The organism is Mesorhizobium maamorense (genome assembly GCF_044998965.1).
In the GTDB taxonomy this organism is placed as follows: domain Bacteria; phylum Pseudomonadota; class Alphaproteobacteria; order Rhizobiales; family Rhizobiaceae; genus Mesorhizobium.
This window is the reverse complement of sequence record NZ_CP173356.1, coordinates 2,038,449-2,065,027: the sequence shown is the minus strand read 5'-3', so window position 1 is coordinate 2,065,027 and position 26,579 is coordinate 2,038,449. Positions and strand designations below refer to the sequence as shown.

General features: G+C 62.2%; 22 protein-coding genes and 2 pseudogenes. 6 read left to right on the top strand and 18 right to left on the bottom strand.

Annotated elements, in window-relative coordinates; all coding sequences use genetic code 11:
• Window positions 1-58 precede the first annotated feature (58 nt).
• From ACIU1A_RS10695 to ACIU1A_RS10680, 4 genes are all read right to left on the bottom strand, one after another.
• A complete protein-coding gene (locus ACIU1A_RS10695; RefSeq protein ID WP_140564586.1) occupies window positions 59-622 on the bottom strand; it encodes a GNAT family N-acetyltransferase in 564 nt (187 codons plus the stop codon).
• 2 nt (window positions 623-624) lie between these two features.
• Window positions 625-1,476, bottom strand: a complete 852-nt coding sequence (gene sseA / locus ACIU1A_RS10690) for a 3-mercaptopyruvate sulfurtransferase (RefSeq protein ID WP_404927260.1) — start codon at window positions 1,474-1,476, stop codon at window positions 625-627.
• 81 nt (window positions 1,477-1,557) lie between these two features.
• A complete protein-coding gene (locus ACIU1A_RS10685) occupies window positions 1,558-2,301 on the bottom strand; it encodes an alanyl-tRNA editing protein (protein ID WP_140501316.1) in 744 nt (247 codons plus the stop codon).
• The gene (locus tag ACIU1A_RS10680; RefSeq protein WP_404927259.1) at window positions 2,301-3,335 is read right to left on the bottom strand and encodes a cysteine synthase A; all 1,035 of its coding nucleotides are present in this window, start codon (window positions 3,333-3,335) and stop codon (window positions 2,301-2,303) included. Before ACIU1A_RS10680 ends, ACIU1A_RS10685 begins: the two co-directional genes overlap by 1 nt.
• 228 nt (window positions 3,336-3,563) lie before the next feature.
• On the opposite strand from ACIU1A_RS10680, the gene ACIU1A_RS10675 reads away from it, so the two are divergent.
• Window positions 3,564-4,385, top strand: coding sequence for an SDR family oxidoreductase (locus tag ACIU1A_RS10675; RefSeq protein ID WP_404927258.1), 822 nt, complete (start codon window positions 3,564-3,566; stop codon window positions 4,383-4,385).
• Between the two features lie 93 nt (window positions 4,386-4,478).
• Window positions 4,479-5,452 (top strand): annotated as a pseudogene (locus ACIU1A_RS10670) (alpha/beta hydrolase).
• Between the two features lie 106 nt (window positions 5,453-5,558).
• Here ACIU1A_RS10670 and ACIU1A_RS10665 read toward each other — a convergent pair.
• Window positions 5,559-6,974 (bottom strand): DEAD/DEAH box helicase, encoded by a 1,416-nt coding sequence (locus ACIU1A_RS10665; RefSeq protein WP_404927257.1) that lies wholly within the window; start codon window positions 6,972-6,974, stop codon window positions 5,559-5,561.
• Between the two features lie 398 nt (window positions 6,975-7,372).
• Between ACIU1A_RS10665 and ACIU1A_RS10660 the strand changes: the two genes are divergently transcribed.
• Window positions 7,373-8,905 (top strand): acyl-CoA carboxylase subunit beta, encoded by a 1,533-nt coding sequence (locus tag ACIU1A_RS10660; protein ID WP_140515440.1) that lies wholly within the window; start codon window positions 7,373-7,375, stop codon window positions 8,903-8,905.
• A gap of 18 nt (window positions 8,906-8,923) precedes the next feature.
• Here the strand turns inward: ACIU1A_RS10660 and ACIU1A_RS10655 are convergent, their stop codons facing one another.
• Complete coding sequence (locus ACIU1A_RS10655; RefSeq protein ID WP_404927256.1) at window positions 8,924-10,453, bottom strand: NAD(P)H-hydrate dehydratase; 1,530 nt, start codon at window positions 10,451-10,453, stop codon at window positions 8,924-8,926.
• Window positions 10,454-10,786: 333 nt separating this feature from the next.
• On the opposite strand from ACIU1A_RS10655, the gene ACIU1A_RS10650 reads away from it, so the two are divergent.
• Both ACIU1A_RS10650 and glnA read left to right on the top strand, forming a co-directional pair.
• On the top strand, window positions 10,787-11,125 hold the full coding sequence (locus ACIU1A_RS10650; RefSeq protein ID WP_006205430.1) for a P-II family nitrogen regulator: 339 nt from the start codon (window positions 10,787-10,789) through the stop codon (window positions 11,123-11,125).
• Window positions 11,126-11,183: 58 nt separating this feature from the next.
• Window positions 11,184-12,593, top strand: a complete 1,410-nt coding sequence (gene glnA, locus ACIU1A_RS10645) for a type I glutamate--ammonia ligase (RefSeq protein WP_404927255.1) — start codon at window positions 11,184-11,186, stop codon at window positions 12,591-12,593.
• A gap of 846 nt (window positions 12,594-13,439) precedes the next feature.
• Here glnA and ACIU1A_RS10640 read toward each other — a convergent pair.
• Window positions 13,440-14,479, bottom strand: a pseudogene (locus tag ACIU1A_RS10640) (glutamine synthetase beta-grasp domain-containing protein).
• A 311-nt stretch (window positions 14,480-14,790) separates the two neighbouring features.
• On the opposite strand from ACIU1A_RS10640, the gene ACIU1A_RS10635 reads away from it, so the two are divergent.
• The gene (locus ACIU1A_RS10635) at window positions 14,791-14,985 is read left to right on the top strand and encodes a DUF2735 domain-containing protein (protein ID WP_140501298.1); all 195 of its coding nucleotides are present in this window, start codon (window positions 14,791-14,793) and stop codon (window positions 14,983-14,985) included.
• Between the two features lie 77 nt (window positions 14,986-15,062).
• Here ACIU1A_RS10635 and ACIU1A_RS10630 read toward each other — a convergent pair whose 3' ends face one another.
• From ACIU1A_RS10630 to ACIU1A_RS10580, 11 genes are all read right to left on the bottom strand, one after another.
• Window positions 15,063-16,952 carry an MFS transporter gene (locus ACIU1A_RS10630; protein ID WP_140880447.1) on the bottom strand — a complete coding sequence of 630 codons (1,890 nt, stop codon included), beginning with the start codon at window positions 16,950-16,952 and terminating at the stop codon, window positions 15,063-15,065.
• 172 nt (window positions 16,953-17,124) lie between these two features.
• A complete protein-coding gene (locus ACIU1A_RS10625; RefSeq protein WP_404927254.1) occupies window positions 17,125-17,916 on the bottom strand; it encodes an ATP12 family chaperone protein in 792 nt (263 codons plus the stop codon).
• 1 nt (window position 17,917) lies between these two features.
• On the bottom strand, window positions 17,918-18,841 hold the full coding sequence (locus tag ACIU1A_RS10620; protein WP_224681524.1) for a DMT family transporter: 924 nt from the start codon (window positions 18,839-18,841) through the stop codon (window positions 17,918-17,920).
• 2 nt (window positions 18,842-18,843) lie between these two features.
• On the bottom strand, window positions 18,844-19,824 hold the full coding sequence (locus tag ACIU1A_RS10615; RefSeq protein WP_140515445.1) for an RluA family pseudouridine synthase: 981 nt from the start codon (window positions 19,822-19,824) through the stop codon (window positions 18,844-18,846).
• 60 nt (window positions 19,825-19,884) lie between these two features.
• The gene (crcB, locus tag ACIU1A_RS10610; protein WP_404927253.1) at window positions 19,885-20,259 is read right to left on the bottom strand and encodes a fluoride efflux transporter CrcB; all 375 of its coding nucleotides are present in this window, start codon (window positions 20,257-20,259) and stop codon (window positions 19,885-19,887) included.
• Between the two features lie 67 nt (window positions 20,260-20,326).
• Window positions 20,327-21,157 carry an aspartyl/asparaginyl beta-hydroxylase domain-containing protein gene (locus ACIU1A_RS10605; protein ID WP_224658237.1) on the bottom strand — a complete coding sequence of 277 codons (831 nt, stop codon included), beginning with the start codon at window positions 21,155-21,157 and terminating at the stop codon, window positions 20,327-20,329.
• A gap of 159 nt (window positions 21,158-21,316) precedes the next feature.
• Window positions 21,317-21,700, bottom strand: a complete 384-nt coding sequence (locus tag ACIU1A_RS10600) for a DUF930 domain-containing protein (RefSeq protein ID WP_404927252.1) — start codon at window positions 21,698-21,700, stop codon at window positions 21,317-21,319.
• Between the two features lie 296 nt (window positions 21,701-21,996).
• Window positions 21,997-23,304, bottom strand: a complete 1,308-nt coding sequence (locus ACIU1A_RS10595; RefSeq protein WP_404927251.1) for a replication-associated recombination protein A — start codon at window positions 23,302-23,304, stop codon at window positions 21,997-21,999.
• 45 nt (window positions 23,305-23,349) lie between these two features.
• Window positions 23,350-24,840, bottom strand: coding sequence for a DegQ family serine endoprotease (locus ACIU1A_RS10590; RefSeq protein WP_140501281.1), 1,491 nt, complete (start codon window positions 24,838-24,840; stop codon window positions 23,350-23,352).
• A 162-nt stretch (window positions 24,841-25,002) separates the two neighbouring features.
• The gene (rplQ, locus tag ACIU1A_RS10585) at window positions 25,003-25,434 is read right to left on the bottom strand and encodes a 50S ribosomal protein L17 (RefSeq protein ID WP_140501279.1); all 432 of its coding nucleotides are present in this window, start codon (window positions 25,432-25,434) and stop codon (window positions 25,003-25,005) included.
• Between the two features lie 43 nt (window positions 25,435-25,477).
• Window positions 25,478-26,488 (bottom strand): DNA-directed RNA polymerase subunit alpha, encoded by a 1,011-nt coding sequence (locus tag ACIU1A_RS10580; protein WP_023682599.1) that lies wholly within the window; start codon window positions 26,486-26,488, stop codon window positions 25,478-25,480.
• Between the last annotated feature and the right edge of the window lie 91 nt (window positions 26,489-26,579).

The window sequence follows — 26,579 nt, the reverse complement described above, 5'->3', positions numbered from 1 at the left end:
TGGCAGAGACAGGCTGAAGCGCGGATGAACGAGAGGTTCAGCTTTTGTGAGGGCGTCGCTATGGCCGCATGACGCTGGCCGAGCGCTCGGCGAAGGGCAGAGGGTGAACGGTCTCCTTCTTCTGCGCCACCGGCGCGAAGCCGAGCTTCTGGTAGAGCGGCAAGGCAGCAGGATGGTCGAGCGTGCAGGTCTGCACCGTCACCCGCTTCGGTCCATACGACCAAGCCGCGGCGATCGCCGATCCCAGGAACCAGCGGCCGATGCCTTGCCCGGTGGCGTGTTCCATCATGCCGAAATAGGCAAGCTCGACTTCTTCCGGCAGATGCGGCTTGAGGTCGAAAAAACCGGCGGGTGCGCCATCGAGATAGAGCACCCTGATGTCGCGATCCTCGCGGTGGACGCCGGCCGAAAGCTCGTCGTCATCCAGCCTCAGCACATTGACCCAGTGCCATTTACGCCCCACCCGATCCATCAGGTACCGGTAGAAATGCAGCGGAATGTCTTTAGTTTTCAGGAGTGCGACCTGGCGGTTGTAGGGCATGGGCGGCGACACGGCCGGTGGCGCATGCATCTCGAGGAACGTCACCGTGACTTCGATGTCCTTCAGCTCGCCGTTTTCCATCGTCATTCCTTGCCAGTCGCGACTGGTGTGTCGGAGAGACCGCCCCATTCGGTCCATGAGCCGTCGTAAAGCCTGTTGTCGGTATGGCCAAGCGTTTCCAACGCAAGCGTGATCACCGCCGCCGTAACGCCGGAGCCGCAGGAAGTGACGATAGGCTTCGACAGATCGAGGCCGGCGTCCTCGACCACCTTGCGCAACCGCTCCTTCGGCAGAAGCACGCCGTTTTCCGACAGCGCCGAATAAGGCAAGTTGCGCGCGCCCGGCATATGGCCGGAACGGACGCCCGCACGCGGCTCCGGCTCCGCGCCGGTGAAGCGTCCTGCCCCGCGTGCATCGGCAATCTGGCTTTCCCGGGTTTCGACGATGCGGCGCATCTCGGCAAGGCTGGCGACCCGGCCGGCGTCGAAATCGGCGTGGAACACGCTTGGCGCGATTTTGGTCGGTTCGGCCGTCACCGGCCGACCTGCCGCTTTCCAGCCATCGAAACCGCCGTCAAGGATATAGGTCTGGAAGACGCCCATCACCCGGAACATCCACCAAGCCCGAGGTGCCGAGAAAAAGCCCGGGCCGTCATAGACGATGATCGTGTCATCTGCCGAAACGCCCATCGCGCCGACATACTGCGCGAAATGCTGCGGCGACGGCAGCGTATGCGGCAGCGCGGCGTCCGGATCGGAGACCGCGTCCTGATCCAGGAAGCGGGCGCCCGGAATGTGCCCGGCGTCATACTCGGCGCGCGCGTCGCGGTTTTGCGCCGGAAGATACCAGGATGCATCGACAATCGTCAGGCCAGGCTGGCCCAAACGCTCCTGCAACCAGTCCGCGTCGACGGTGAAAGGACTGTCGTCAGCCATTGTGGTTCTCCTGCCGCCATTGACCAGACGTTGTCTTGCCTTGCCGCATGATCTTGTCCGAAAACATCGTAGCTTTCGAGATCATGTTTGGGGCATCGGTCCAAACCGGATGCGGAAGCGCCGGTTTTCACGCCCCTTCTTCTCGATCTTGCCGATATGGATTTCGCCGATCTCGCCGGTGCTTTTGACATGGGTGCCACCACAGGGCTGACTGTCCACCGAAGCATTCTCGCCGATGCAGACCAGCCGGATTTTGCCGGTACCTAGCGGCGGACGGACATTCTTGGACTTCACCAGACCCGGATTGGCGGCCAGTTCCTCGTCGCTGATCAGCCTGGTAAAGATCGGATGATCGGCCCGCACCAGGCCCATCAGGCCAGCCGTCACGTCTTCCTTGCTGAAGCTGGCGTCGGGAATGTCGAAATCGACACGGCTGTCGTCTTCCGAAACCGCCGCGCCGGTGATCGGAAACGGGCAGACGACGGTGAGCAAATGGCAAGCGGCATGCATGCGCATCAAGAGATGACGTCGCTCCCAGTCGATTGCGAGCTTCAGGCGCTCGCCGACCGCAGGCGCGGCTTGTTCCGGCGCCGGCACGTGGATGATCTCGTCCTTTGTTTCCCCGGTGATGGTAGCGGCCAGGACGATGCGGCTGCCATCGGCGCGCTGGAGATAGCCGCTATCGCCCGGCTGCCCGCCCGAGGTGGCATAGAAGATGGTGCGGTCCAGAACGATGCCGCCGCGCTCGTTGACGGCGACCACCACGGCATCGGCCGTCCTGAGATAGGCGTCGTCGCGAAACAGCGCTTCGGTCTTGTGAGCCATCACACGACCTTTTCAAACGGCACGGAAATATCTGATTTCTCTTCCATCCAGCCGGGCACCGGCAGCTTCTTTTCGCGCAGGAATTCGGGATTGAACAGTTTCGATTGGTAGCGTGTGCCGTAGTCGCAAAGAATGGTCACGATGGTATGGCCGGGGCCGAGTTCACACGCCAGCCGGATCGCGCCCGCTATGTTGATGCCGGTCGAACCGCCGACGCAAAGGCCTTCCTCCTGGACCAGGTCGAAGACGATCGGCAACGCATCCTCATCACGAATCTGGAACGAAAAGTCGGGCGTGAACCCATCGAGGTTGGCTGTGATGCGCCCCTGCCCGATGCCTTCGGTGATCGAACTGCCTTCCGACTTCAGCTCACCGCTGGTGTAGAAACTGTAGAGCGCGGCGCCCAGCGGATCTGCGAGAGCAATCTTGACGTCCCTGTTTTTCGCCTTCAGTCCGAAAGCGACGCCGGCCAGCGTTCCGCCGGAGCCAACCGCCGAGACGAAGCCGTCTACCTTGCCGCCGGTCTGGCTCCAGATCTCCTGCGCCGTGGTGCGGATGTGCCCGTCGCGGTTGGCGACATTGTCGAACTGGTTGGCCCAGATAGCGCCGTTCGGCTCCGACCGCGCCATTTGTTCAGCCAGCCGCCCCGATAATTTCACGTAGTTGTTGGGGTTCTTGTACGGCACGGCCGGAACCTCGATCAACTCGGCGCCGAGCAGCTTGATCGTGTCCTTCTTCTCCTGGCTTTGTGTCTCGGGAATGACGATGACGGTGCGGTAGCCGAGCGCCTTGGCAACCAGCGTCAGCCCGATGCCCGTATTGCCGGCCGTGCCCTCGACAATGACGCCGCCCGGCCTGAGCAGCCCACGCTCTTCGGCATCGCGGATGATGAACAGGCCGGCGCGGTCCTTGACCGACTGTCCGGGATTCATGAATTCGGCCTTGCCCAGGATCTCGCAGCCGGTTTCTTCCGAAGCCCTGTTGAGGCGGATCAATGGCGTGTTGCCGATAGCGTCGATCACGGAGCGGGGCATTCGGGAGTCCTTGTGTAGCTGCGCGAAACCCTAGAAACCCGAAGCTTCGGTTTCAAGGCAAGAATTTGCCTGGTCTAGTCGCATTTTCCGTACTGCATTTGCGCCGGCGTCACCTTGGTGCCGGGCCTATCCGCGCTGTTCATTTGCGGCCGGCGTCGAAAACCGCTCTTTTCATTCGATTTCTTCGCGGTTAGAGCAAAGCCAAGAACAATTCGACGGGGGCGCAGCATGACACTCTATCGGGCCGACCCGAAGCATGGCGTCGCCTGGGTCACGGGAGGCAGCAGCGGCATCGGCCGTTCGCTGGCCAGGGACCTTGCGTCCCAGGGCTATGCGGTGGCCGTAACGGCACCCGATGGCGATCCCATCGACACGCTGATTGTCGAGACCGCGCAGATGCCAGGCAAGGTCAAGGCTTTTCCCTGCGACGTGACCGACGAGCCGCGCATGGCAAGAACCGTCGCTGCAATCGAGAACGAGCTTGGCCCCATCGTGCTCGCCGTCTTAAACGCGGGCAACTACATTTCCACGCCTGGCGAGGCTCTCGTCGTCAGCGATTTTCGCCGGTCTTTCGAGGTCAACTATTTCGGCATCATCAACGGGCTGGTGCCGGTCGTCGAACGCATGCGCGTGCGGGCGCGCGGCCATATCGTGCTGGTCGGCTCGGTCACCGCTTATTTCGGCTGGCCGACGACCGCCGCCTATGGCGGCACCAAAGCGGCGATCAACATCCTGGCCGAATCGCTGAAATACGATTTCGACAAGATGAACGTGCGCGTCCAGGTCATGAACCCGGGCTTCATAGACACACCGCTGACCGAGAAGAACATGCTGCCCATGCCGGGGCTGATGCCGGTCAGCCGAGCGACGCGGCGCATGGTGCGGGGTATCAAATCCGGCGGCTTCGAGGTCACGTTCCCGCGCCGGACGAGCTGGCCCCTGAAGCTGCTCAGCCTGTTGCCGAGACCGGTGTACCGAGGCGTGATCAGCCTCATGACGAGCTGGAAGGCACGGCCGCTGAATTACGAACGCAAGCCGCCGAGCGAATAGAAGCCAGCGGATCGGCGGCTTCATCGCCGGGCCGGTCGTTGCCTGTTCCCCGCCACCGCCGTAGGTTTGTTGTTGTTGCGTTTGGAGTCTGCGATGGGGCGACGAATCGTGCTTGCTGTGCTGGGGTTAGTCGCCATCCTCGCACTGGCCTTCGTGCTCGGCCCGCGGGTTCCCGTCGACACCACGATCCGCTTCGATCCATCCGCAATCGGCGACGATCCGCAGGCCTATGTGGCCAGGACGGAAGCGGCGATATCCGGCATCCGTGACGGGCTGGAGAAAGAGATCATCTGGGCCAATCCGATGGTGCAGCCAGGACACGGCTGTCCATCGTCTATATCCACGGCTTTTCGGCGTCGAAGGGCGAGCTCCGCCCGCTGCCCGACGAGGTTGCCGACCAACTCGACGCCAATCTGTTCTTCACCCGCCTCACCGGCCACGGGCAGGATGGCGCGGCCATGGCGCAAGGCAGCCTCAATGCCTGGATCAACGACTATGAGGAGGCGCTCGCGATCGGCCGGGCCATCGGCGACAAGGTGATCGTCATCTCCACCTCGACCGGCGGCTCGCTGGCGGCCTGGGCGGCAACACAACCGGGTGCTTCGGACGGCGTGGCGGCGATCGCGTTCATCTCGCCGAATTTCGGCGTCAAGGCGTCCGGCGCCGGGATCCTGACCATGCGATGGGGCAAACAAATCGCCGAACTCGTCGCCGGCAAGGAGCGCAGCTTCATGCCGCGCAACGCACTGCACGAGAAATTCTGGACCACCAGCTATCCCCTTGCCGCGACGCTGCCAATGCAGGCGCTGACGGAACTTGCCTATGGCGCGCCGGTGGAGAAAGCGAAGGTCCCTGCCCTCTTCATCCTTTCGGATTCGGACAGCGTGGTGCGGCCTGACCGCACGCGTGAAATCGCCGGGCGTTGGGGCGCGCCGCACGAGTTGGTTCCGGTCGACGACACCGGCGACCCCGACAACCACGTCATCGCCGGCGACGCCCTGTCGCCGTCGACCACGACCTTCCTCGCACAAAGAATTGCCGTCTGGATCGAGGCGGTGGTGAAATAGCCAGATTTTCCAGACAGAAAGGGCGACCGCAGGATCGTCGCGGTCGCCCTTTCTTGTGGCTGGTTGGTCCAGCCGGGCACTGCCCGGCCAGTGCGAAGCGGCCTGCCTACGCAGCCCGCGCCGCAGGACGCTTGCCGCCGAAGCGGCGTTTATTGTTGCCCTTGAAGGGCTTGGCGCCTTCCGGTTTGCGGTCGCCGGCGAAGGCCGGCTTGTCACCGAAGCGCTTCTTGCCGGAGCCGTTGTTCTGGCCGCCTGGCCGCCTGCCGTCGCGACGGCCATTGCGGTCGTTTCGGTCATTGGCAGGCTCGAAGCGCTCGTTCTTCTCAGCCGGGTTGCGCTGCGGATCGGGGCTGCCGAGATGGTCGGCGACAACAGGCAGCTTGGCGCGGATGATGCGCTCGACCTGGCGCAGCTTGCTGTTCTCGGACGGATCGCAGAGCGTAATCGCAATGCCGTCCCGGCCGTTGCGGCCGGTGCGGCCGATGCGGTGGACATAGCTCTCCGCCTCATCGGGCAGGTCGAAATTCACGACATGGCTGATGCCGGGCACGTCGATGCCGCGCGCGGCGATGTCGGTGGCGACCAGAATGCGCACCGAACCCTCGCGGAAATCGTTCAGTGCCTTCTGCCGCGCATTCTGCGACTTGTTGCCGTGGATGACAGCGGCCTTGAAGCCGTCGCGATCGAGATCCTTGGTCACCCTGTCGGCACCGTGCTTGGTGCGCGAAAAGATGATGACGGATTTCATCGCCTCGTCGGCGAGCATCGTCGACAGCACTTGGCGCTTCTGCTTGGTGCGGGCAAGGACGACGCTCTGCACGATCTCGGCCGCCGCCGTGCTTTGCGGCGCGACTTCGACACGGATCGGGTTCTTCAGCAGGCCTTTCGCCAGTTCGGCGATTTCATTGGGCATAGTCGCGGAGAACAGCACCGTCTGACGGTCCGGCGCGGTCGCCTTGGCGATGCGCTTGACGTCATTGATGAAGCCCATGTCGAGCATGCGGTCGCCCTCGTCGAGCACCAGCCATTTGGTGTCGGCAAGCATGAGGTCGCCTTCGCGCACCAGATCCGTCAACCGGCCGGGCGTGGCGATCAGGATGTCGACACCGGGCGCAACCTTCTTCACCTGGCTGAAGCGCGAGACGCCGCCCAGCACGAGCGCCGTCGAGACATGCGCGCCCTTGGCGAGGATCTTGATGGTGTCCTCGATCTGCACGGCGAGTTCGCGAGTCGGCGCCAGGATCAGCGCGCGTGCCGTCTTCGGCCGGCGCTTGGTGCCGAGCGCAATGATCTTCGACAGGATCGGCAGCGCGAAGGCCGCGGTTTTGCCGGAGCCGGTCTGGGCGATGCCGAAGATGTCACGGCCTTCCATCTGCGGCGGGATCGCCTGAGTCTGGATCGGCTTCGGATCGGTGAAGCCGGCGGCATGGGTGGCCTTGAGCAGCGCACCCGTGATTCCCAGTGCTGCGAAACCGGAGAGTTCTCCAGTGTCCATACCGGGCAAAGTATTTTCGTTGGTCAAAATATTCTTCTTTCACGCGGCCTCTGGCCGCAAACATCAATGGCGGCAGGGCGCAACCTGCCGTCGGGTCAATTGTCATGGAACGACAAGGCGGCGGACGTGTTCGTCCGCACGGCTGCGCTGTCGTGCCCGCAGGCATCATGCCACGGGGCTTTTTCGCCACCTTGCTAACCAATCGGGGCCGATCAGCAGGAAAGAGGGAAAACAGACGCAACCAGTCTCATTCGAGGAGAAGGCCGGATCGGTCCGGCCCAAGCGCCTATGCCGTGCATATGGCTGAGTTCGCTCTGAAATGCAAGGGCATCATGTTGCAGCGCAACAAAACGCCTCGAAAAAGCGACGCTTGCGCTCACCTGCGGGCATCATTACCACAAAGCAGCCCGCGCAGGAGATCGAGAATGAAGGACGTGCTGAAGGAACTCGAGCGTCGTCGCGAAATCGCCCGCATGGGCGGCGGTCAGGCTCGCATCGACGCGCAGCACAAGAAGGGCAAGCTCACCGCCCGCGAACGCATCGAGGTGTTTCTCGACGAGGGTTCGTTCGAGGAGTTCGACATGTATGTCGAGCACCGTTCGACCGACTTCGGCATGGAAAAGACCAAGATCGCCGGAGACGGCGTCGTCACCGGCTGGGGAACCGTCAACGGCCGCCCGGTCTATCTCTTTGCCAAGGATTTCACCGTGTTCGGCGGCTCGCTATCGGAAGCCCATGCGGAAAAGGTCATCAAGGTGCAGGAGATGGCGCTGCGCAACCGCGCGCCGATCATTGGCCTCTACGATGCCGGCGGTGCCCGCATCCAGGAAGGCGTGGCCGCACTCGGCGGCTATGCCGAGATCTTTCAGCGCAATGTGCTGGCGTCGGGCGTCATTCCGCAGATTTCCGTGATCATGGGGCCTTGCGCCGGCGGCGACGTTTATTCGCCGGCCATGACCGACTTCATCTTCATGGTGCGCGACACCTCCTACATGTTCGTTACTGGACCGGACGTGGTGAAGACCGTCACCAACGAGACGGTGACCGCCGAGAGCCTCGGCGGCGCTTCCGTCCATACGACGAAATCCTCGATCGCCGACGGCGCCTATGACAACGACGTCGAAGCACTGCTGCAGATGCGCCGGCTGGTCGATTTGCTGCCGGCCTCGAACACATCGGAGATTCCCGAGATTGAATGCTACCAGTCGGTCACCGATCACGATCTGTCGCTCGACCGGCTGATCCCCGACAACGCGAACAAGCCTTACGATATCAAGGAGCTGATCCTGAAAGTCGCCGACGAGGGTGATTTCTTCGAGATCCAGCAAAGTTTCGCCAAGAACATCGTCACCGGCTTCGGACGTATTGAAGGCCGCACGGTCGGCTTCGTCGCCAACCAGCCCATGGTGCTGGCCGGCGTGCTCGATTCTGACGCCAGCCGCAAGGCGGCGCGCTTCGTGCGCTTCTGCGACTGTTTTTCGATTCCGATCGTCACCTTCGTCGACGTTCCGGGCTTCCTGCCGGGCACGGCGCAGGAATATGGCGGGCTGATCAAGCACGGCGCCAAACTGCTCTTCGCCTATGCCGAGGCGACCGTGCCGAAGATCACCGTCATCACCAGGAAGGCCTATGGCGGCGCCTATGACGTGATGGCTTCGAAACACCTGCGTGGCGATATGAACTATGCCTGGCCGACGGCGCAGATCGCCGTGATGGGCGCCAGGGGCGCGGTCGAGATCATCTATCGCAAGGACATCGGAGACGCCGAAAAGATCGCAGCTCATACAAAGGCTTACGAAGACCGCTTCCTGTCGCCCTTCGTCGCCGCCGAGCGCGGCTATGTCGACGAGGTGATCATGCCGCATTCGACCCGCCGCCGCATTGCCCGCGCACTGCGGATGCTGCGCAACAAGGACATGCAGAACCCCTGGAAAAAGCACGACAACATTCCGCTGTAAGCTGAATGTCGCGGCAAGTCAGCGCGCGCCGCGAGCCGCCACCAGTTCACGCAGCACAGGCACCAGCGCCAGCGGGAAATCCTCGGCGATCAGCCCCGGCCCGAACCGGCTGCCGGCCTCGGCATGGATCCATACCGCCGCGCATGCCGCCTCGAAGGCCGGCATGCCTTGCGCCAGGAAGCCGGCCACGAGGCCCGATAACACATCGCCCGAACCGGCGGTTGCCAACCACGGCGCGCCATTGGAGTTTATCGCGGCCTTGCCATCGGGAGCAGCGATTACGGTGTCGGCGCCCTTATAGACGATCACGGCATTGGCACGGGTGGCGGCCACACGAGCCCTGCCCAACTTGGACGAAACGGCGCCACCCGCGATGTCAGCAAACAGCCTGGCGAACTCGCCTTCATGCGGCGTCATCACCAGCGACGGCGCGCTCGGCTGGCGCGAGGCTTCGAACAGGACATCCGGCTTCTCGCGAAACGAGGTGATCGCGTCGGCGTCGAACACCAGACCATCGACCGAGGCGGAAACGTTCCGCTGCTGGCCAGCGGCAAGCAGCGTGAGAGCAAAATTCCGCGTTCTTTCACCGACACCGAAGCCAGGGCCCAGTACAAAAGCGGAGGGCCGGCGTTCGCCGATGAAGGCGTCGATGTCGGCGCTGTCATTTGCTTTGCGCAGCATGATCGAGGTCAGATGCGCGGCATTGACCTGCATGGCTTTCGCCGGGGACAGGACGGTGACCGCCCCTGCCCCGCTTCGCGCCGCGGCAAGCGCCGCAAGCCGCGCCGCGCCAGTGGCGCTCGGGCCGCCGGAAAAGACGCCGACATGGCCGCGCTTGTACTTGTGCGTATCGACGCCCGGAATCGGAAAGGCGCTGAGCCAAAGCGCCGGCGAGTTCTCGAACGCCTGGGGCCGAATCCGCGCAATGACACCGTCGGTGATGCCGATATCGGCCAGCACGACCTCCCCGCACAGCTTGCGCCCGGGGAGCAGAAGATGGCCAGGCTTTTTGCGTGCGAAGGTGACGGTGACCCCAGCGCGAAAAGCCTGGCCGAGCACTTGGCCGCTGCCTCCGGAAACGCCTGATGGCAGATCGACCGCGACGACCGGCAAGGCCAGGCTTGCCACAATGCCAACCGTTCTCGCCGCTTCACCGGACAGAGGTTTGGACAGCCCTGCTCCGTAAAGAGCGTCGACGACGACAGCGCCGGCTTCGGCCGCGAAATTCGCCAGCGGCCGAGGTTTGACCGGGCATTCGCCGGCGGCGAGCGCGGCATCGCTGCCCGGCTTCGGCGTGCCCGACGCCCACACCATCGTGTCGACGCCAGCGGCTGCCAGGCAGCGGGCCACGACATAGCCATCGCCGCCATTGTTGCCGGGACCGCAAAGCACATGGACCCGCTTCGCCGCCGGATAGCGGCTGAAAATTTCAGCCGCGACGGCTTCTCCTGCACGGCGCATCAGGCCGATGCCGTCGATTGCGCCGGCGGCAATCGTCAACCGATCCGCCTCGCTCATCTCCTCGGGAGAAAGAAGTTCGTTGCTCATGGATTGCCGATCCGCATTCGATAAAGCATTGTCCAGTTTTCGGCTCGACGCAAACGCAGAGGAGTTGGCGCGGTCCCAGCCAAGCTGAGCAATGCCCACCAAATAAGCAATACGCCTAAATATCGGGCAGACATAAACACCGACGCCGCGTAGGCTGCAGCCATCCGTCGCGCGCTGGATGCAGTGAACGATGCGAATTTGCATCTTCGTGCGGCATGTTCTGGAATCGAATGACACCGCTTGAAATCCCGCCAATTGGCACAATTCGTGCTTGATGGAGGCGCAAGCGGGGGCTCACAACCCGTTTTTTTGGCAGTGGAGGCCACTTTTTACATGAAAAAGATCGAAGCGATCATCAAGCCATTCAAGCTGGACGAAGTGAAGGAAGCGCTTCAGGAGGCCGGACTGCAAGGCATCACCGTGACCGAGGCCAAGGGTTTTGGACGCCAGAAGGGCCACACCGAGCTTTATCGCGGCGCCGAATATGTCGTCGACTTTCTGCCCAAGGTGAAGATCGAAGTCGTGCTCGGCGACGATGCGGTCGAAGGCGCCATCGAAGCCATCCGCAAGGCGGCCCAGACTGGGCGCATCGGCGACGGCAAGATCTTCGTCTCCAACATCGAGGAAGTCGTGCGCATCCGCACCGGCGAAACCGGCATGGATGCCGTCTGACGCCTCGCCCATATTTCGAAACGTCATCATTAAAAAACGTCACACAGGGATACATGACATGACGACAGCCAAAGACATCATGAAGCAGATCAAGGACAACGACGTGAAATTCGTTGACCTGCGCTTCACCGACCCGAAGGGCAAGCTGCAGCACGTGACGATGGATGTCATCGAGGTCGAGGAAGACATGTTCGCCGATGGCGTGATGTTCGATGGCTCCTCGATCGCCGGCTGGAAGGCAATCAACGAGTCCGACATGGTGCTGATGCCCGATCCGGAAACGGTCCACATGGATCCGTTTTTCGCGCAGTCGACCATGGTCATCCTATGCGACATCCTCGATCCGGTTTCGGGCAGATCCTACAACCGCGACCCGCGCGGCACGGCCAAGAAGGCGGAGGCCTACATGAAGTCGGAAGGGATCGGCGACACCATCTATGTCGGCCCGGAAGCCGAGTTCTTCGTCTTCGATGACGTCAAGTACAAAGCCGATCCCTACAACACCGGCTTCAGGCTCGATTCCACCGAACTGCCGTCCAATGACGACACCGACTACGAAACCGGCAATCTCGGCCACCGTCCGCGCGTCAAGGGCGGTTATTTCCCGGTGCCGCCGATCGATTCGGCGCAGGACATGCGTTCCGAGATGCTGACCGTGCTCGCCGAGATGGGCGTGCGGGTCGAGAAGCATCACCACGAGGTGGCCGCGGCCCAGCACGAACTCGGCATCAAGTTCGACACGCTGGTCCGCAACGCCGACAAGATGCTGATCTACAAATATGTCGTGCATCAGGTCGCCAATGCCTATGGCAAGACCGCCACCTTCATGCCGAAGCCGATCTTCGGCGACAACGGCTCGGGCATGCATGTTCACCAGTCGATCTGGAAAGGCGGCAAGCCGACCTTCGCCGGCAACGAGTATGCCGGCCTCTCGGAAAGCTGCCTGTTCTATATCGGCGGCATCATCAAGCACGCCAAGGCCATCAACGCCTTCACCAACCCGCTGACCAATTCCTACAAGCGCCTGGTGCCGGGCTACGAGGCGCCGGTGCTGCTCGCCTATTCGGCGCGCAACCGCTCGGCATCCTGCCGCATCCCGTTCGGCTCGTCGCCAAAGTCGAAGCGCGTCGAGGTCCGCTTCCCCGATCCGGGCGCGAACCCCTATCTCGCCTTTGCCGCCATGCTGATGGCCGGCCTCGACGGGATCAAGAACAAGATTCATCCCGGCCAGCCGATGGACAAGGATCTCTACGATTTGCCGCCGAAGGAGCTGAAGAAGATCCCGACCGTCTGCGGCTCGCTGCGTGAAGCGCTCCAGAGCCTCGACAAGGACCGCGGATTCCTGAAGGCCGGCGGCGTCTTCGACGACGACCAGATCGACAGCTACATCGAGTTGAAGATGGCCGAGGTGATGCGCTTCGAAATGACACCGCATCCCGTCGAATACGACATGTACTATTCGGTCTGATTTTTGATCTCCCTGGACCCGGCGTGACCCGGATCCAGCGGCTTCAACAGCCTGCAAATGCGGGGCCGGAAGATGAACCTCTTCCGCCCCTTTGTTTGCACACATCGAGGCTTCCATTCAGCCAAATCCGCGGACACCGACGCGTTCGATCGGATGCTGCCCGATCCAGCGACTGGAAAGGCGCATCGGCTGCTGAGGTTCCGTCGGCTGGTCACGTCACACGTGTCGATTGCGCTGAGGCACAGACCGGCTTGAGCCAGCCAAGCTGGGCTGCCACGCGATCCGGCATGCGCTTTTTGCAAGTAAAGGGATAAGCCAGGAGCGAGCGGCACACTGCCTCAGGCTGCAATGCCCGCTCGTCCGGCGCCCCCGCCAATGCTGTTGTTCAAGAAACCCCGCCCCGTTCGAACAGCACCGCTTGGCGTATCCCCCAATGCCTGCGAATACGCATGTTGCGCCGCAGCCTGTCAATGTCGCCTGCCGGGCGTCGAGACGGTCGATTTTGGTGTATGAACAGGGGCTTATGAAAGGATCGGTCGACAGGCATTCTTGCCGGAATGGCCGGATTTCCGGGCTTTTTCGAGGATTTCGAAGCCTGCGGCCCGGCGCCAAGGTATGCTTTCGTCAGCCCAAAGCCGCCTTGTCGGGATGGGTTTGAGCCGCCCTTTTTAACCTGACTTTTTTGGGGGAATTTGCTTTGCCAGGCCAGGAGGAGGAAGACGAGGAGCGGCGAACGGAAACAGCGGCATGCGATAGTGCCCGCCATCGTCACACGAAAAAGCCCCGGCAACTCCCGCCGGGGCTCGCGTCATGGTTGTCGGGGATCTTGAGGCCCGACGTGAAATATCAAGCAGCGGCCGAAACCGATGCGCCGGTCGAAACCTGCGAGATCGTCTTCAGGACCTGGGAAGCGATCTGGTAGGGGTCGCCCTGCGAGTTCGGGCGGCGGTCTTCCAGATAACCCTTGTAGTCATTCTTGACGAACGAATGCGGCACGCGGATCGAGGCGCCGCGGTCGGCGATACCATAGCTGAACTTGTTCCAGGGGCCGTCTCGTGCTTGCCGGTCAGACGCTTGTCGTTGTCCGGGCCGTACACGGCGATATGGTCCATCAGGTTCTTTTCGAACTGCGCCATCAGGGCCTCGAAATAACCCTTGCCGCCGACTTCGCGCATATATTTGGTCGAGAAGTTGCAATGCATGCCCGAGCCGTTCCAATCGGTGTCGCCGAGCGGCTTGCAGTGGAACTCGATATCTATGCCGTACTTTTCGGTGAGGCGCTGGAGCAGGTAGCGGGCCATCCACATCTGATCGGCGGCCTTCTTGGAGCCCTTGCCGAAAATCTGGAATTCCCACTGGCCTTTGGCCACTTCGGCGTTGATGCCTTCATGGTTGATACCCGCGGCAAGGCAGAGGTCGAGATGCTCTTCGACGATCTGGCGCGCGACGCTGCCGACGTTCGAATAGCCGACGCCGGTGTAGTACGGGCCCTGCGGGGCGGGATAACCGCTCTCGGGGAAACCGAGCGGACGGCCATCCTTGTAGAAGAAGTACTCCTGCTCGAAACCGAACCAGGCATCCTCGTCGTCGAGAATGGTCGCGCGGCTGTTGGACACGTGCGGCGTGACGCCATCGGGCATCATGACTTCGCACATGACGAGAACGCCGTTGGTGCGGGCCGGATCGGGATAAAGCGCGACCGGCTTCAACACGCAATCGGAGCTTCGGCCCTCGGCCTGCATGGTGGACGAGCCGTCGAAGCCCCACAGCGGCAGCTGGTCGAGCTTCGGGAACTCGGCATAATCCTTGATCTGGGTCTTGCCGCGAAGATTGGGGGCCGGGGTGTATCCGTCGAGCCAGATATACTCGAGCTTGTATTTGGTCATTCTAGAGCCTCTCGTTGTGCTTGACCACCGCACGCGGTGTCGACGCATGGCCGGAGCAAGCCGACCTGCCGACTGGTAAAAAGCAATTCATATGCCACTCTGGCATCGACCGGTGCGACAAAATGGTCGTAAGATTCCCGTGAATTCACTGCACCGCCCAAGCAATGCGCCGGGATCGATCAGACGCAGAGATTGCGCAAATAATAGGCAATAACTGATCTTTTCATAAGCATATTGCCTAAATGAATCGCAGAACCTATTTTGAGGAAAAGCTGAATCAACTGATCCTCGGAGAAGAAAGGAGACCGCCAATGGAAGTCACCCTCGCCCGTCCGTCGGCAAAGATCCTGATGTTCCCGCTTGCAGGCCGCGTATCTGCCTCAAATTTAGGCGCGAAGGCCAAGTTCGCGGCAGAGCTTGCCTCGCTGCGTAACACGCATGCCGATTTCGATGGCTGGTATCACGAGGCCGCTGTCGAGGAAGAAAACCAGCAGCCGAAGAGCTGAACGCATCTTCAGCCTCGATATGAAAACCCGGCGCGATCGCTCGCGCCGGGTTTTCTCATGCATGTGGATCCGACCCGTTACTGCTTGGTCTCCAGGTTCGTGCCCAGCGTATCCTTGACGAAGATCATGCCGATGACGAGCGACATCGCCGCGATTATCACGGGATACCAGAGGCCATAATAGATGTCGCCCCTGTAGGCACTGAGCGCGAACACCGTCGCCGGCAGCAACCCGCCGAACCAGCCATTGCCGATATGGTAGGGCAGCGACATGCCGGTGTAGCGGATGCGGGTCGGGAACATCTCGACCAGGATGGCCGCGATCGGACCGTAGACCATGGTCACGAACAGGACGAGGACGAACAGGATGGCGATCGTCATAGGCCAGTTCACGGCCGCAGGGTCGGCGAACATGGCGAAGGCACCGCCGCCGGGTATGTTGTAGACGGTGACCTCAGGCGCACCGGCAGCCTCGTCGGCGGTCAAAAGCTTGTCCTTGATAGCCTGATCGGTAGGAACCGTCGCCTTCTCGCCGGCGCGGATGGCGGCGGCGTCGAGCTTCAGTTCGGGATTGGCAGCGACAAACGCGTCGAGCTTCTGGTCCGGTATCTTGATCGCAGCACGCTTCAGCGGATATCCGCCGTCCTGCAGCGACATGTTGACGGCCTTGACGAAGGCGGCCTCCTTGGCCTTGGCCTGGTCGCCCGCGGCGACAGCATCGTAGGATGCCACCGTTTCATTGCCGATCTTGACCGAAGCAGCCGTACCGGGTGCCGCCGTGGAAACGACGTCATAGGGCACCGAGTTCTTGGTCAGGAACGAGGTCGCGATGTCGCAAGACGTCGTGAACTTGGCGGTGCCCACCGGATTGAACTGGAACCTGCAGTCGCCGGGTGCCGCGGTCACCGTCGCGCGGGTGCTCTGCTGTGCCTCGGCAAGGGCCGGATTGGCGGCCCAGGTCAATGCCTTGAACAGCGGGAAGGTGCAGACGATCGCCAGTGCGAGCCCGGCCATGATGATCGGTTTGCGGCCGATCTTGTCGGAGAGCCAGCCGAACACGACGAAGAAGATGGAGCCCAGCGCAAGCGCGATGGCGATCATGATGTTGACCGACTGTGCGTCCAGCTTCAACACGTTCTGGAGGAAGAACAGGGCGTAGAACTGGCCGTTATACCAGACCACGGCCTGGCCAGCCGTAAGGCCGAGCAGTGCCAGCAGCGCGATCTTGGCGTTCTTCCACTGGCCGAAGGCTTCCGAGAGCGGTGCCTTGGAACCCTTGCCCTCTTCCTTCATGCGCTGGAAGGTGGGGGATTCGGAAAGCGACAGCCGGATCCAGATGGAAATGCCGAGCAACAGGAACGACACGATGAAAGGAACGCGCCAGCCCCAGGCGGCATAGGTTTCCTTGCTCATGGAGCCCTGGACGATCAGGATGACGATCAGCGACAGGAACAGGCCGAGTGTGGCGGTCGTCTGGATCCACGACGTATAGTAGCCGCGCCGGTCGTCCGGCGCATGCTCGGCGACATAGGTGGCCGCACCGCCATATTCGCCGCCTAGTGCCAAGCCCTGGAGCATGCGCAGGACGATCAGGATCACCGGAGCCGCGATGCCGAGACTCGCATAGCCAGGCAGCAAGCCCACCAGGAAGGTCGACAGGCCCATGATCGTCATGGTGACGAGGAAGGTATATTTGCGGCCGACAAGGTCGCCGATGCGGCCGAACAGCAAAGCGCCGAACGGACGGACGAGGAAGCCGGCGGCGAAAGCCAGCAGCGCGAAAATATTGCGCGTCGCTTCCGGAATGGTCGGGCTGAAAAAGGTCGAACCAATAAAGGCCGCGAGCGATCCGTAGAGATAAAAATCGTACCATTCGAAAACGGTGCCGAGCGAAGAAGCGAAGATGACTTTCTTCTCCTCTCGCGTCATGCCGCGGCTCTTTCCGCTGGCGGTCGATGCGATAGCCATTGAGATGCTCCTCCCGTGAGACCCTTGTGCTCGATGCAGCGCCCTTGCGTTCGCATTCTCTTCCGAACGCAGACTCGCGGCAGCAATCACGGGAAAAATGACAGAAAGCGCCTGCCAACGGCAGATGACTTTGGGATTATGACTTTGGTATTAGGTGCGGTGCGGTGGCCGGTCAGCCTTCGAGCGCCTCGATCAGACCGACGGCAGCCATCATGTCGCGCTTACGGGCGGAGCGGCGCGCGACAGCTTCCGCATCCTGTCCCCAATGCTCGATCTGCCAATCCTCGTCGACATGGCCGGCAGTCCAGGCCGCCTCACCGCCGAGTTCGCCGAAATCCACGGCCAACGCCAGCAGCGCCGAACCGGTCAGCGAGGTCATGACGTGGATCGCTGCCAGGCGCAGCGGCTCGGCGCGCTGGGCAAGATGCGCACCCAGCACAGCAATGGTTTCGCGCGGTTGATCGACGTGAATGATGCCCTCGGCAAGGTTGAAGCGAGCGCCGAGTGCTGCCTGCGCCCAGTCGAGGACAGGATCCCACAGCTCGTTCTGCCGCTCGACCAAGCCTTGTGGTGCCTCGGCGCGATAACAGAGCAGATCCGACGAGGCAAAGCGCAGTATGTCCTCCAGCACCGCCTGCGGATCGCTGGCGACGCCGTCGAGCGCGGTGTTGACGAGACGCATCACCGGCATCGACACCGGATCGACGGTCTCGCCCTGGGCGGCGAATTCATCGGCGACCAGCGATGCCGCCTTCTCGGTCGGCAGCGTCAGCAGCGCCTTGCCCGGCGTGCGTACCGGCTTGCCGTCGAGATGGACGGCAAAGCCAGCATCGACGCGCGCGACCGAAACGGTCTTGTAAAAACGCTTCGGCAGCGGCTTCTTCATCTGGATTTGGGCGCGGCGCACCGGATCGGGGTCGGAGAGCAGTTTCCCCGCCTCGAGATCGCTGAGGATATCGCGCATGTCAGCCTCCTTCGGCCGTCTGCTGGCGCGGCGGCCTGTTGACGATGACCAGACCGGCGGCAATGAGACCAAGTGCCAGAAAAATGCGTATGGTCAGCGGCTCGTTCAAGAACAGGGCGCCGCACAGCACGCCGAAGACCGGCGACAGGAACGTGAAACTCGACAGGCTCGAGGCGGGATAGCGCCGCAGCAGCCAGAACCACAACACATAGGTGAAGGCGACGATATAGAGCGCCTGGAAAAGCAGGGCCAACGTCGGCAACAGCGCGGGATCGCGCACGGAGGGGCCGGCCAGAGGCAACACCAGGACGCCGACGATCGCAGCGCCGGAGAGTTGATAGAGCAGCAGCTTTTCGGCGCTAGTCTCAACCAGCTTCGAGCGCTTGATGAGGATATTGGTCAAGGCCCAGACGAATCCGGAGCCAAGGCTCAGCAGATCGCCGAACAGCATGTCCCCGCCGCCGCCGAGCTTGTCGGAGAAGACTGCGGCGAGGCCGGCAAAGGCAAGCAGAAGGCCAAGGGATTTGCGCAGGCTGATCGGCTCGCCGAGCAGGAAATGGCCCCCCAACAGCATCCAGAACGGCATGGTGTTGACGAGCAGCGTGTTGCGGGCGACCGTGGTGTGCTCCAGCCCGACATAAAGGCAGAGGAACTCGATACCGAAGAGCACGCCCACTGCAATGCCCGCGAGCAATGTCCCGTCCCTCCTGAAAAGCGCAACGCCGCGCCAGCGGCACCAGAGGAAGACGCAGAGCCCGCCGATAACCGAGCGCGCGATCGACAGGAAGACCGGATCATAGCCGGCATAGGAGATCTTGGCGGCGACATAATTCAGGCCCCAGGAGAACGTCAGGCCGACCATTATGGCGGCGGCCGCCATGTCGACCGCATCGCGACGGTCGAGCGCATCGGCAGCTCCGCTCATGGTCAATCCTCCGCACTGGCGTCGTCGAAGCCGATCAGGTTCCAGCTCTGGCGCATATGCGGCGGCATAGGTGCGGTGACGTCGATGAAACCCTGGTCCGGATGCGGGATGACGATTCGGCGCGCGTGCAGATGCAGGCGGTTCTGCATCCCGCCCGGAAAATCCCAATTGGTGTCGGCCTCGAAATATTTGGGATCGCCGATGATGGGACAACCGATATGGGCGGCATGAACGCGCAACTGATGGGTGCGGCCGGTATAGGGCTCCATCTCCAGCCAGGTCAGCGCCTGCGCCGCCTGCTCGATGATGCGATAGTAGGATACGGCATGGTCGGCGCCCTTTTCGCCGTGCTTGGCAATGCGCACCCGATCGCCATCCGGCGTGGCTTCCTTGATCAGCCAGGTCGATATCTTATCCTCGCGCTTGGGCGGCACGCCTTTGACCAAAGCCCAGTAGGTCTTCTTAGTCTCGCGGGCGCGAAACGCCTCGGAGAGCTTCATCGCCGCCAGCCTGGTGCGGGCGACGACCAGCACGCCAGACGTGTCGCGATCGAGCCGGTGCACCAGCCGCGGCTTCTCGCCCTTCTGGTTGCGCCAGGCTTCCAACATGTCGTCGACGTTACGGGTGACGCCCGAGCCGCCCTGCACCGCAAGGCCAGCCGGCTTGTTGAAGACGAAAACCTTCGGATCCTCATGGATCAGCATCTTTGCCAGGACTTCGGCATCGCCCTGGTTGCGGATCGAATGGCCGGTCAGCGGGCTGTCGCCCTTCTTGTCCACTTCCAGCGGTGGAATGCGCACCGTCTGGCCAGGCTCGACACGGGTGTCGGCCTTGACGCGGCCGCCGTCGACGCGGATCTGCCCGGACCGAAGCAGCTTCTGCAGATGACCAAAGCCAAGGCCCGGGAAATGGGTCTTGAACCAGCGGTCGAGCCGCATGCCCGCCTCGCCGGCCTCCACCGTGATCTGTTCAACGCCTGCCATATTGTTTTCGCTTACCCGTTTCCTGGCAGGCCCAGGCCTGCTCTCGGCGCGGCAATAGCATTAAGGCAGGCTTCTTGCGAGCCAAAGACCCAAAAACAGGGCAATGATGGCGCCAATCACGCTGGCCAGCGCATATCCAAACGCCGGCAAGGTGGCTCCCCGCTCCCACAAGGTCGCGAAATCGAGCGAAAAGGCGGAAAACGTCGTGAAGCCGCCTAAGATGCCGGTGGCAACAAACAGCCTGACTTCGTTAGACCCGCCGCGGCGCGCCAGGGTGGCGATGAACAGGCCCATCGCGAACGAACCGACGATGTTGATCGCCATCGTGCCCCAGGGATAGTTGGGGCCGACAAGGCGCAGCGAGCCCATATTGGTCAGATGGCGAATGCCGGCGCCAATCCCGCCGCCGGCGGCCACGAGAAGCAGATTGAACATCGCCGTCTACTGTCCCCGACTGTTCATACCTATCCGGCGCGCCGGCTACGTTCGAAAACTTGCCAGCTCAGGTGGTTTCGACCTTTTTCGGCTTGGTCGAGCCGATCATCTTCCAATTCTTGTAGAACATCGAATTGATCCTCTCGACGCTCACCGAGACGATGGCGAGAAGGCCGGCGATAAGCCTGGGGACCGGGGACGGCCTGATAATGTCCATGAATACGCAGTAGCGGCGGCCGTCATACTCGTTGACCGAGCGGTGCAGCAGCGTGTCGTCGAAAATGAACAGCGGATTGTCGTGCCAGTAGTTCTTGACGTTGCCGCACTCGACGAAGATCTCTGACTTCACCGGAATGAGGTTGTAGAGGATGCGCAGGCTGAGCCGCAGCGGCCCGAAGTGCCAGGAAGTCGATTCACGCTTGCTGAAGACGGAGACGGCTATGGTCTTGATGTATTTGAAATCCTTGTTGAATTCGGCGACATTGTCGATCCTGTGCTTGCCATACCATTGGTAGACATACATGCCGCGCCGGCCGGCGCCGAAATTGGCGTCGATGTCGGCGATGATTTCGGCCTTGCGCGCCTTGAAGACATCCAAGACCTCGTTGACTTCGCGCTGATAATCCTCCGGGAACTGCTCCAGCTTCCACACGCCCGGATTTCTGTAGCACAGGAGGTCGACCAGCAGGTTGAACGGCGAAAGCAGCCAGGTGAAGATGCCATTGCCCAGGAAATAGCCGCTGAACAAGGACAGATTCTTGCGGTCGTTGCGCAGCACATCGATCAGGCCACAAACGATGAAAATCGTCGTGAGGATCGGGATGAAATAGAAGCCAAGGGCAAGGAGCGGGATGGCAATGGCGAATTTGCGAAGGGTTTTGCGAAGGTTTTTTGTCATTTTTCCACGCGCCGAGCGCGATCCTGTTGCGAACGAATAGCCAAAATCACGACAACGACCACCGCCCGGCCGTGCGCCTTGATAAGGTCTTTTGGGTTGCCACACAACGGCCACGGCATCGCGGCCGGCTGGCTGCCTTGTCAAGTTTGCCGATTGGGGTCAATGCACCGCCGGCAAGCCAAGCTCATCCCATTTTGCCCTGGGCACGGGATCGCCAACGAGGAATTCAAAGCCGACGACGCTTTCGCCGCCCCCAGCCAGCTGGCATCTGAATTTCAGACCATACCATTTTCCGCGACTGCGGAAAGCCGCACCATTTGCGGCGATTGTCGTGCCGGTGACCTTTTCCTGTGCCGTTGCATAAGGCACCACCCGGTCCGGCTGGAAATCCGCGCGCCATTGGCGGATCTGATCCATGGCCTCGAGATTGCACAACTGCACCATGCGCTCATCCGAGGCGAAGGTTTTGAGATCGGCGCGTGCCTGCCGGCTACGCGGGTCGGCGAGCGTCCTGGCCGACAGCATCTGCGTCGGGCGAATCATGGCTGGCGCCGAAGGTCGAGGCTGAACAGCGGCGGGAGCGGGCGGGGGCGGTTCAGGCGCTTGCGTGGCCGGCACCTCTGGCTCACGCTGCCGAAGCGGCCTTGTCGAGGCCTCGAACTGTCGCGAGGTCAGGATGTCGACCGTCACCCGCTCTTCCACCGGCCCGCTCGGGGCTTTCGGCATTGGTATCGATATAATCGTGGCCGCCAACACCACGTGCAGAAGAACCGACGTGGAGATGCCCCAAGGCGAAGCCTCGTTTCGGACCGCAACCGCTATCGGCCGCCGCAAGCCTGCTATTCCCGCTCTTTGCGCAGCTTCGCCCAGTAGTCGAGCCGTTTCCTGATATCGCGCTCGAAACCGCGTTCGGGTGGGTCGTAGAAGGTCTGGCGGCCCATCTTTTCCGGAAAATAGTCCTGGCCGGAAAACGCGTCCCGTTCGTCATGATCGTAGCGGTAGCCGGCCCCGTAATCTTCGTCCTTCATCAACTTTGTCGGCGCGTTGAGGATGTGCTTGGGCGGCAGCAGCGAACCGTGCTCCTTGGCAGCGCGCGTGGCGGCTTTGAAGGCGGTGTAGACCGCGTTGGATTTGGGCGCCGTGGCGAGATAGACGGTGGCCTCGGCGAAGGCGAGTTCGCCCTCGGGCGAACCCAGATAATCGTAGGCGTCCTTGGCCGCATTGGCGACGACCAGCGCCTGCGGATCGGCCAGCCCGATGTCCTCCATCGCCATGCGCACCAGCCGGCGGCCGAGATAGAGCGGATCCTCGCCGGCGTCGAACATGCGCGCGAGGTAGTAGAGCGCGGCATCGGGATCGGAGCCGCGCACGGATTTGTGCAGCGCCGAAATCAAATTGTAGTGACCGTCCTGGCCCTTGTCGTAGATCGGCGCCCGACGCTGGATGATGCGCTGCAAGCCTTCGGGGCCGAACACTTCGCCTGGTTTGGCGGCGCGCCACACTTCTTCCGCCAGCGTTAGCGAGGCCCGGCCATCGCCGTCGCTCATGCGGATGAGCATCGCTCGCGCCTCATCATCGAGCGGCAGCGCCCTGCCCTCCGTCTCTTCGGCCCTGGCCAGAAGCTTTGCGATGCTTTCCTCGCCAAGCGAATGGAAAACCAGCACGCGCGCACGCGACAGCAGAGCTGCATTGAGCTCGAAGGACGGATTTTCGGTGGTAGCGCCGACGAGCACGACGGTGCCGTCTTCCATGACTGGAAGGAAGCCGTCCTGCTGGGCGCGGTTGAAGCGGTGGATCTCGTCGACGAACAGCAGGGTCTGGCGGCCATTGGCGCGGCGCAGCTTGGCCGCCTCGAACACTTTCTTCAGGTCGGCTACGCCGGAGAAAACCGCCGAAATCTGCTCGAAGGCAAGGCTGGTTTCACCGGCAAGCAGGCGCGCCACCGTGGTCTTGCCGGTGCCGGGCGGCCCCCAGAAAATCATGGAGCCGAGCGAACCGGAATTAATCAGCCGGGTCAGCGCACCATCGGGGCCGGTCAGATGCTCCTGGCCGACGACCTCGCCAAGGTTTTTCGGGCGCAGCCTGTCTGCCAGCGGCCGGCCTGGCGGCGCCTTTTCCGGTTCATCGACACTGAACAGATCGGCCATGCACTTCTTTTTGGGTTTGGAGCGCGATCTCTTCAGCGATCGAGCTCAGTAACGCAACACCTGGCGCAGTATCTGCCCGCCGCGCTCGACGGTAAAGCGCCACCAGCGCGTATCCTGCTGGGAAGCCTGCGCCAGCGTCGCCGCCGTATCGATTGTCGTGCCGTTGACCTCGCGCACGATGTCGCCCGGCTGGAAGCCGAAATCGGCGGCCGGCGAATCGCGATTGATGTCGACCACGGTGACGCCCTTGATGTCGGTGCGCAGGCCGAGCTTCTGAGCCAGCCGCGGCGATAATTCCGCAACCTTGGCGCCCGAGAAGGGGCTGCGGCCATGCAGCGTCACCTCCGAGGGTTTTGCACCCTCGGGCGCGCGTTCCAGCGCGATGTCCATCGCCGCCTGCTGGCCTTTGGTCAGCACCGCGAAATTGGCCTTTGTACCGATCGACAGCGTCGCCATGCGATAGTCCAGTGCCTCGATGCTCTCGACCGGCCTGCCGTTGATCTGCAGGACGACATCGCCAGGCTTCAATCCGGCCTTGCCGGCCGGTCCGGACGCGTCAACGGACGAGACCAGCGCGCCGGCAGGCTTTTCCATGCCGAGCGACTCAGCGATCTGCGGCGTCACCGCTTCGAACTCGGCCCCGATGTAAGGCCGCTCGAAGAAATCGAGACCGGCCTTGGCGGCATCGGCGAAAGCGCGCACCATGTTGGCAGGAATGGCAAAGCCGATGCCGATCGAGCCGCCGCTGCGGCTGAAGATGGCGGTGTTGATGCCGACCAGCTGGCCGCCCATGTTGATCAGCGCGCCGCCGGAATTGCCGGGATTGATGGCAGCGTCCGTCTGGATGAAATAACCCGAATCCGAAACGCCTATATGGCTGCGGGCAAGTGCGGAAACGATGCCGCTCGTGGTGGTCTGCCCGACACCGAAAGGATTGCCGATGGCCAGCACCAGGTCACCGACTTCGAGCGCATCGGAATCGCCGATGGCGATGACCGGGAATGGCTTGTCGGATTCGATCTTGAGCACGGCAAGATCAAGCGTCTCGTCCTTGAGCATCACCTTGCTGGTGAATTCGCGCCCGTCGGCGGTCGCGACCTTCACCTCGTCGGCATTCTTGATGACGTGGAAATTGGTGACGATGACGCCGCTCGGATCGACAAGCACGCCCGAGCCCAGGGAGGACTGCGCGCGCGGCTGCGCGCGACCGAAGAATTCTTCGAAGAACGGATCGCCTTCGAAGGGCGAAACGACCTTGGCCGTTTGCGAGGCATAGACATTGACCACGGCTGGCGCCGTCTGCTTGACCAATGGCGCGAACGACAACTGCACCTCCTCACGGCCGAACGGCACGCGCTTGTCGGGGCCCGAGGTGGCGTTTTCGCCCTCGACGCCGTGCAGCAGGTCGGTGAGCACGTCGGAGAGGCCCGGATCGGCTTTGGGGGCATCCTCGGCCAATGCCTGCCGGACTGTCGGCGTGGTTGCGAACGCCATAAAGGCGCAGAGCAGAACCAGGGACAGTCTTTTAGCGCGCATTGCGAATCCTCCGTGCGAGTTGGGGCGCATTGTCCCGACGAATGTGCAAAATGAAAGGCTAAGGCGATTAAATCGAATTATTTTGACGCAGGAGCAGCCGAGGCGGCCAGAATATGAAAAAGGGGCCCGCAGGCCCCTTTAAATCATTTGAAAAGCGAAGCCTTAAGCGGCTGCGGCTTCCGCATCGGTGCCTTCGGCTTCGAGGCGGGCGCGGTCGCCGGCGCCCTTGGCCTCCGTGTCGCGGTCTACGAATTCGATGACCGCCATCGCGGCATTGTCACCGTGGCGGAAGCCCGCCTTCATGATGCGCAGATAGCCGCCGTTGCGGGTGGCGTAGCGCGGCGCGATGGTGTCGAACAGGCGCTTGACGACGCCTTCATTGCCGATCTGCGCGATCACCTGGCGGCGGGCGTGCAGGTCGCCGCGCTTGCCGAGCGTCACCAGCTTCTCGACGATCGGACGCAGGTCCTTCGCCTTGGGCAAGGTGGTGACGATCTGCTCGTGTTCGAGCAGCGACACGGCAAGGTTGGCAAACATCGACTTGCGATGGCTTATACTGCGGGCGAACCGGCGGCCTTTAAATCCATGGCGCATGGCTCTTCTCCTTCATTCCGGGTTCGAGAAGCTCCTCGGAGCCTCAATATTGATCTTCGTAACGCTTGGCGAGGTCTTCGATGTTTTCCGGCGGCCAGTCCGGCACTTCCATACCGAGGTGCAGGCCCATCGCCGCCAGGACTTCCTTGATCTCGTTCAGCGACTTGCGGCCGAAGTTCGGGGTACGCAGCATCTCGGCTTCGGTCTTCTGGATGAGATCGCCGATGTAGACGATGTTGTCGTTCTTCAGGCAGTTGGCCGAACGCACCGAAAGCTCGAGTTCGTCGACCTTCTTGAGCAGCGCCGGGTTGAAGGCAAGCTCGGTGACGGCTTCGGTGGCGACTTCCTTCTGCGGCTCGTCGAAATTGACGAACAGGCCAAGCTGGTCCTGCAGGATGCGGGCGGCGAAAGCCACCGCGTCCTCGCCAGAGATCGAACCGTCGGTCTCAATGGTCATGGTCAGCTTGTCGTAGTCGAGAACCTGGCCCTCACGGGTGTTCTCGACCTTGTAGGAGACCTTCTTGACCGGCGAATAGAGGCTGTCGACCGGGATCAGGCCGATCGGCGCATCCTCGGCGCGGTTGCGGTCGGCCGGCACGTAACCCTTGCCGGTATCGACAGTGAATTCCATACGGATTTCAGCGCCCTCGTCCAGCGTGCAGATGACGTGATCCGGATTGAGGATCTCGACGTCGCCCACCGTCTGGATGTCGCCGGCGAGAACCGCACCCGGGCCCTGCTTGCGCACAACCATGCGCTTGGGGCCGTCGCCTTCCATGCGGATGGCGATTTCCTTGATGTTGAGGACGATGTCGGTCACATCCTCGCGCACGCCGGCGATGGACGAGAATTCATGCAGGACGCCGTCGATCTGTACGGCGGTGACGGCCGCCCCGCGCAGCGAAGACAGAAGCACGCGGCGCAACGCATTGCCGAGGGTGAGGCCGAAGCCGCGTTCGAGCGGCTCGGCCACCAGCGTGGTCAGCGTCTTCTTCTTCGACGAGAACTCGATCTTGTTCGGCTTGATCAGTTCCTGCCAATTTTTCTGGATCATGATGCTTTCCTTCCGTTGACCCGCCACCATCCAATCGTGGCGGGCGACCTGGAAAACCGCGGAGGAACGCTTCTGGCGTTCACGCGGCGTT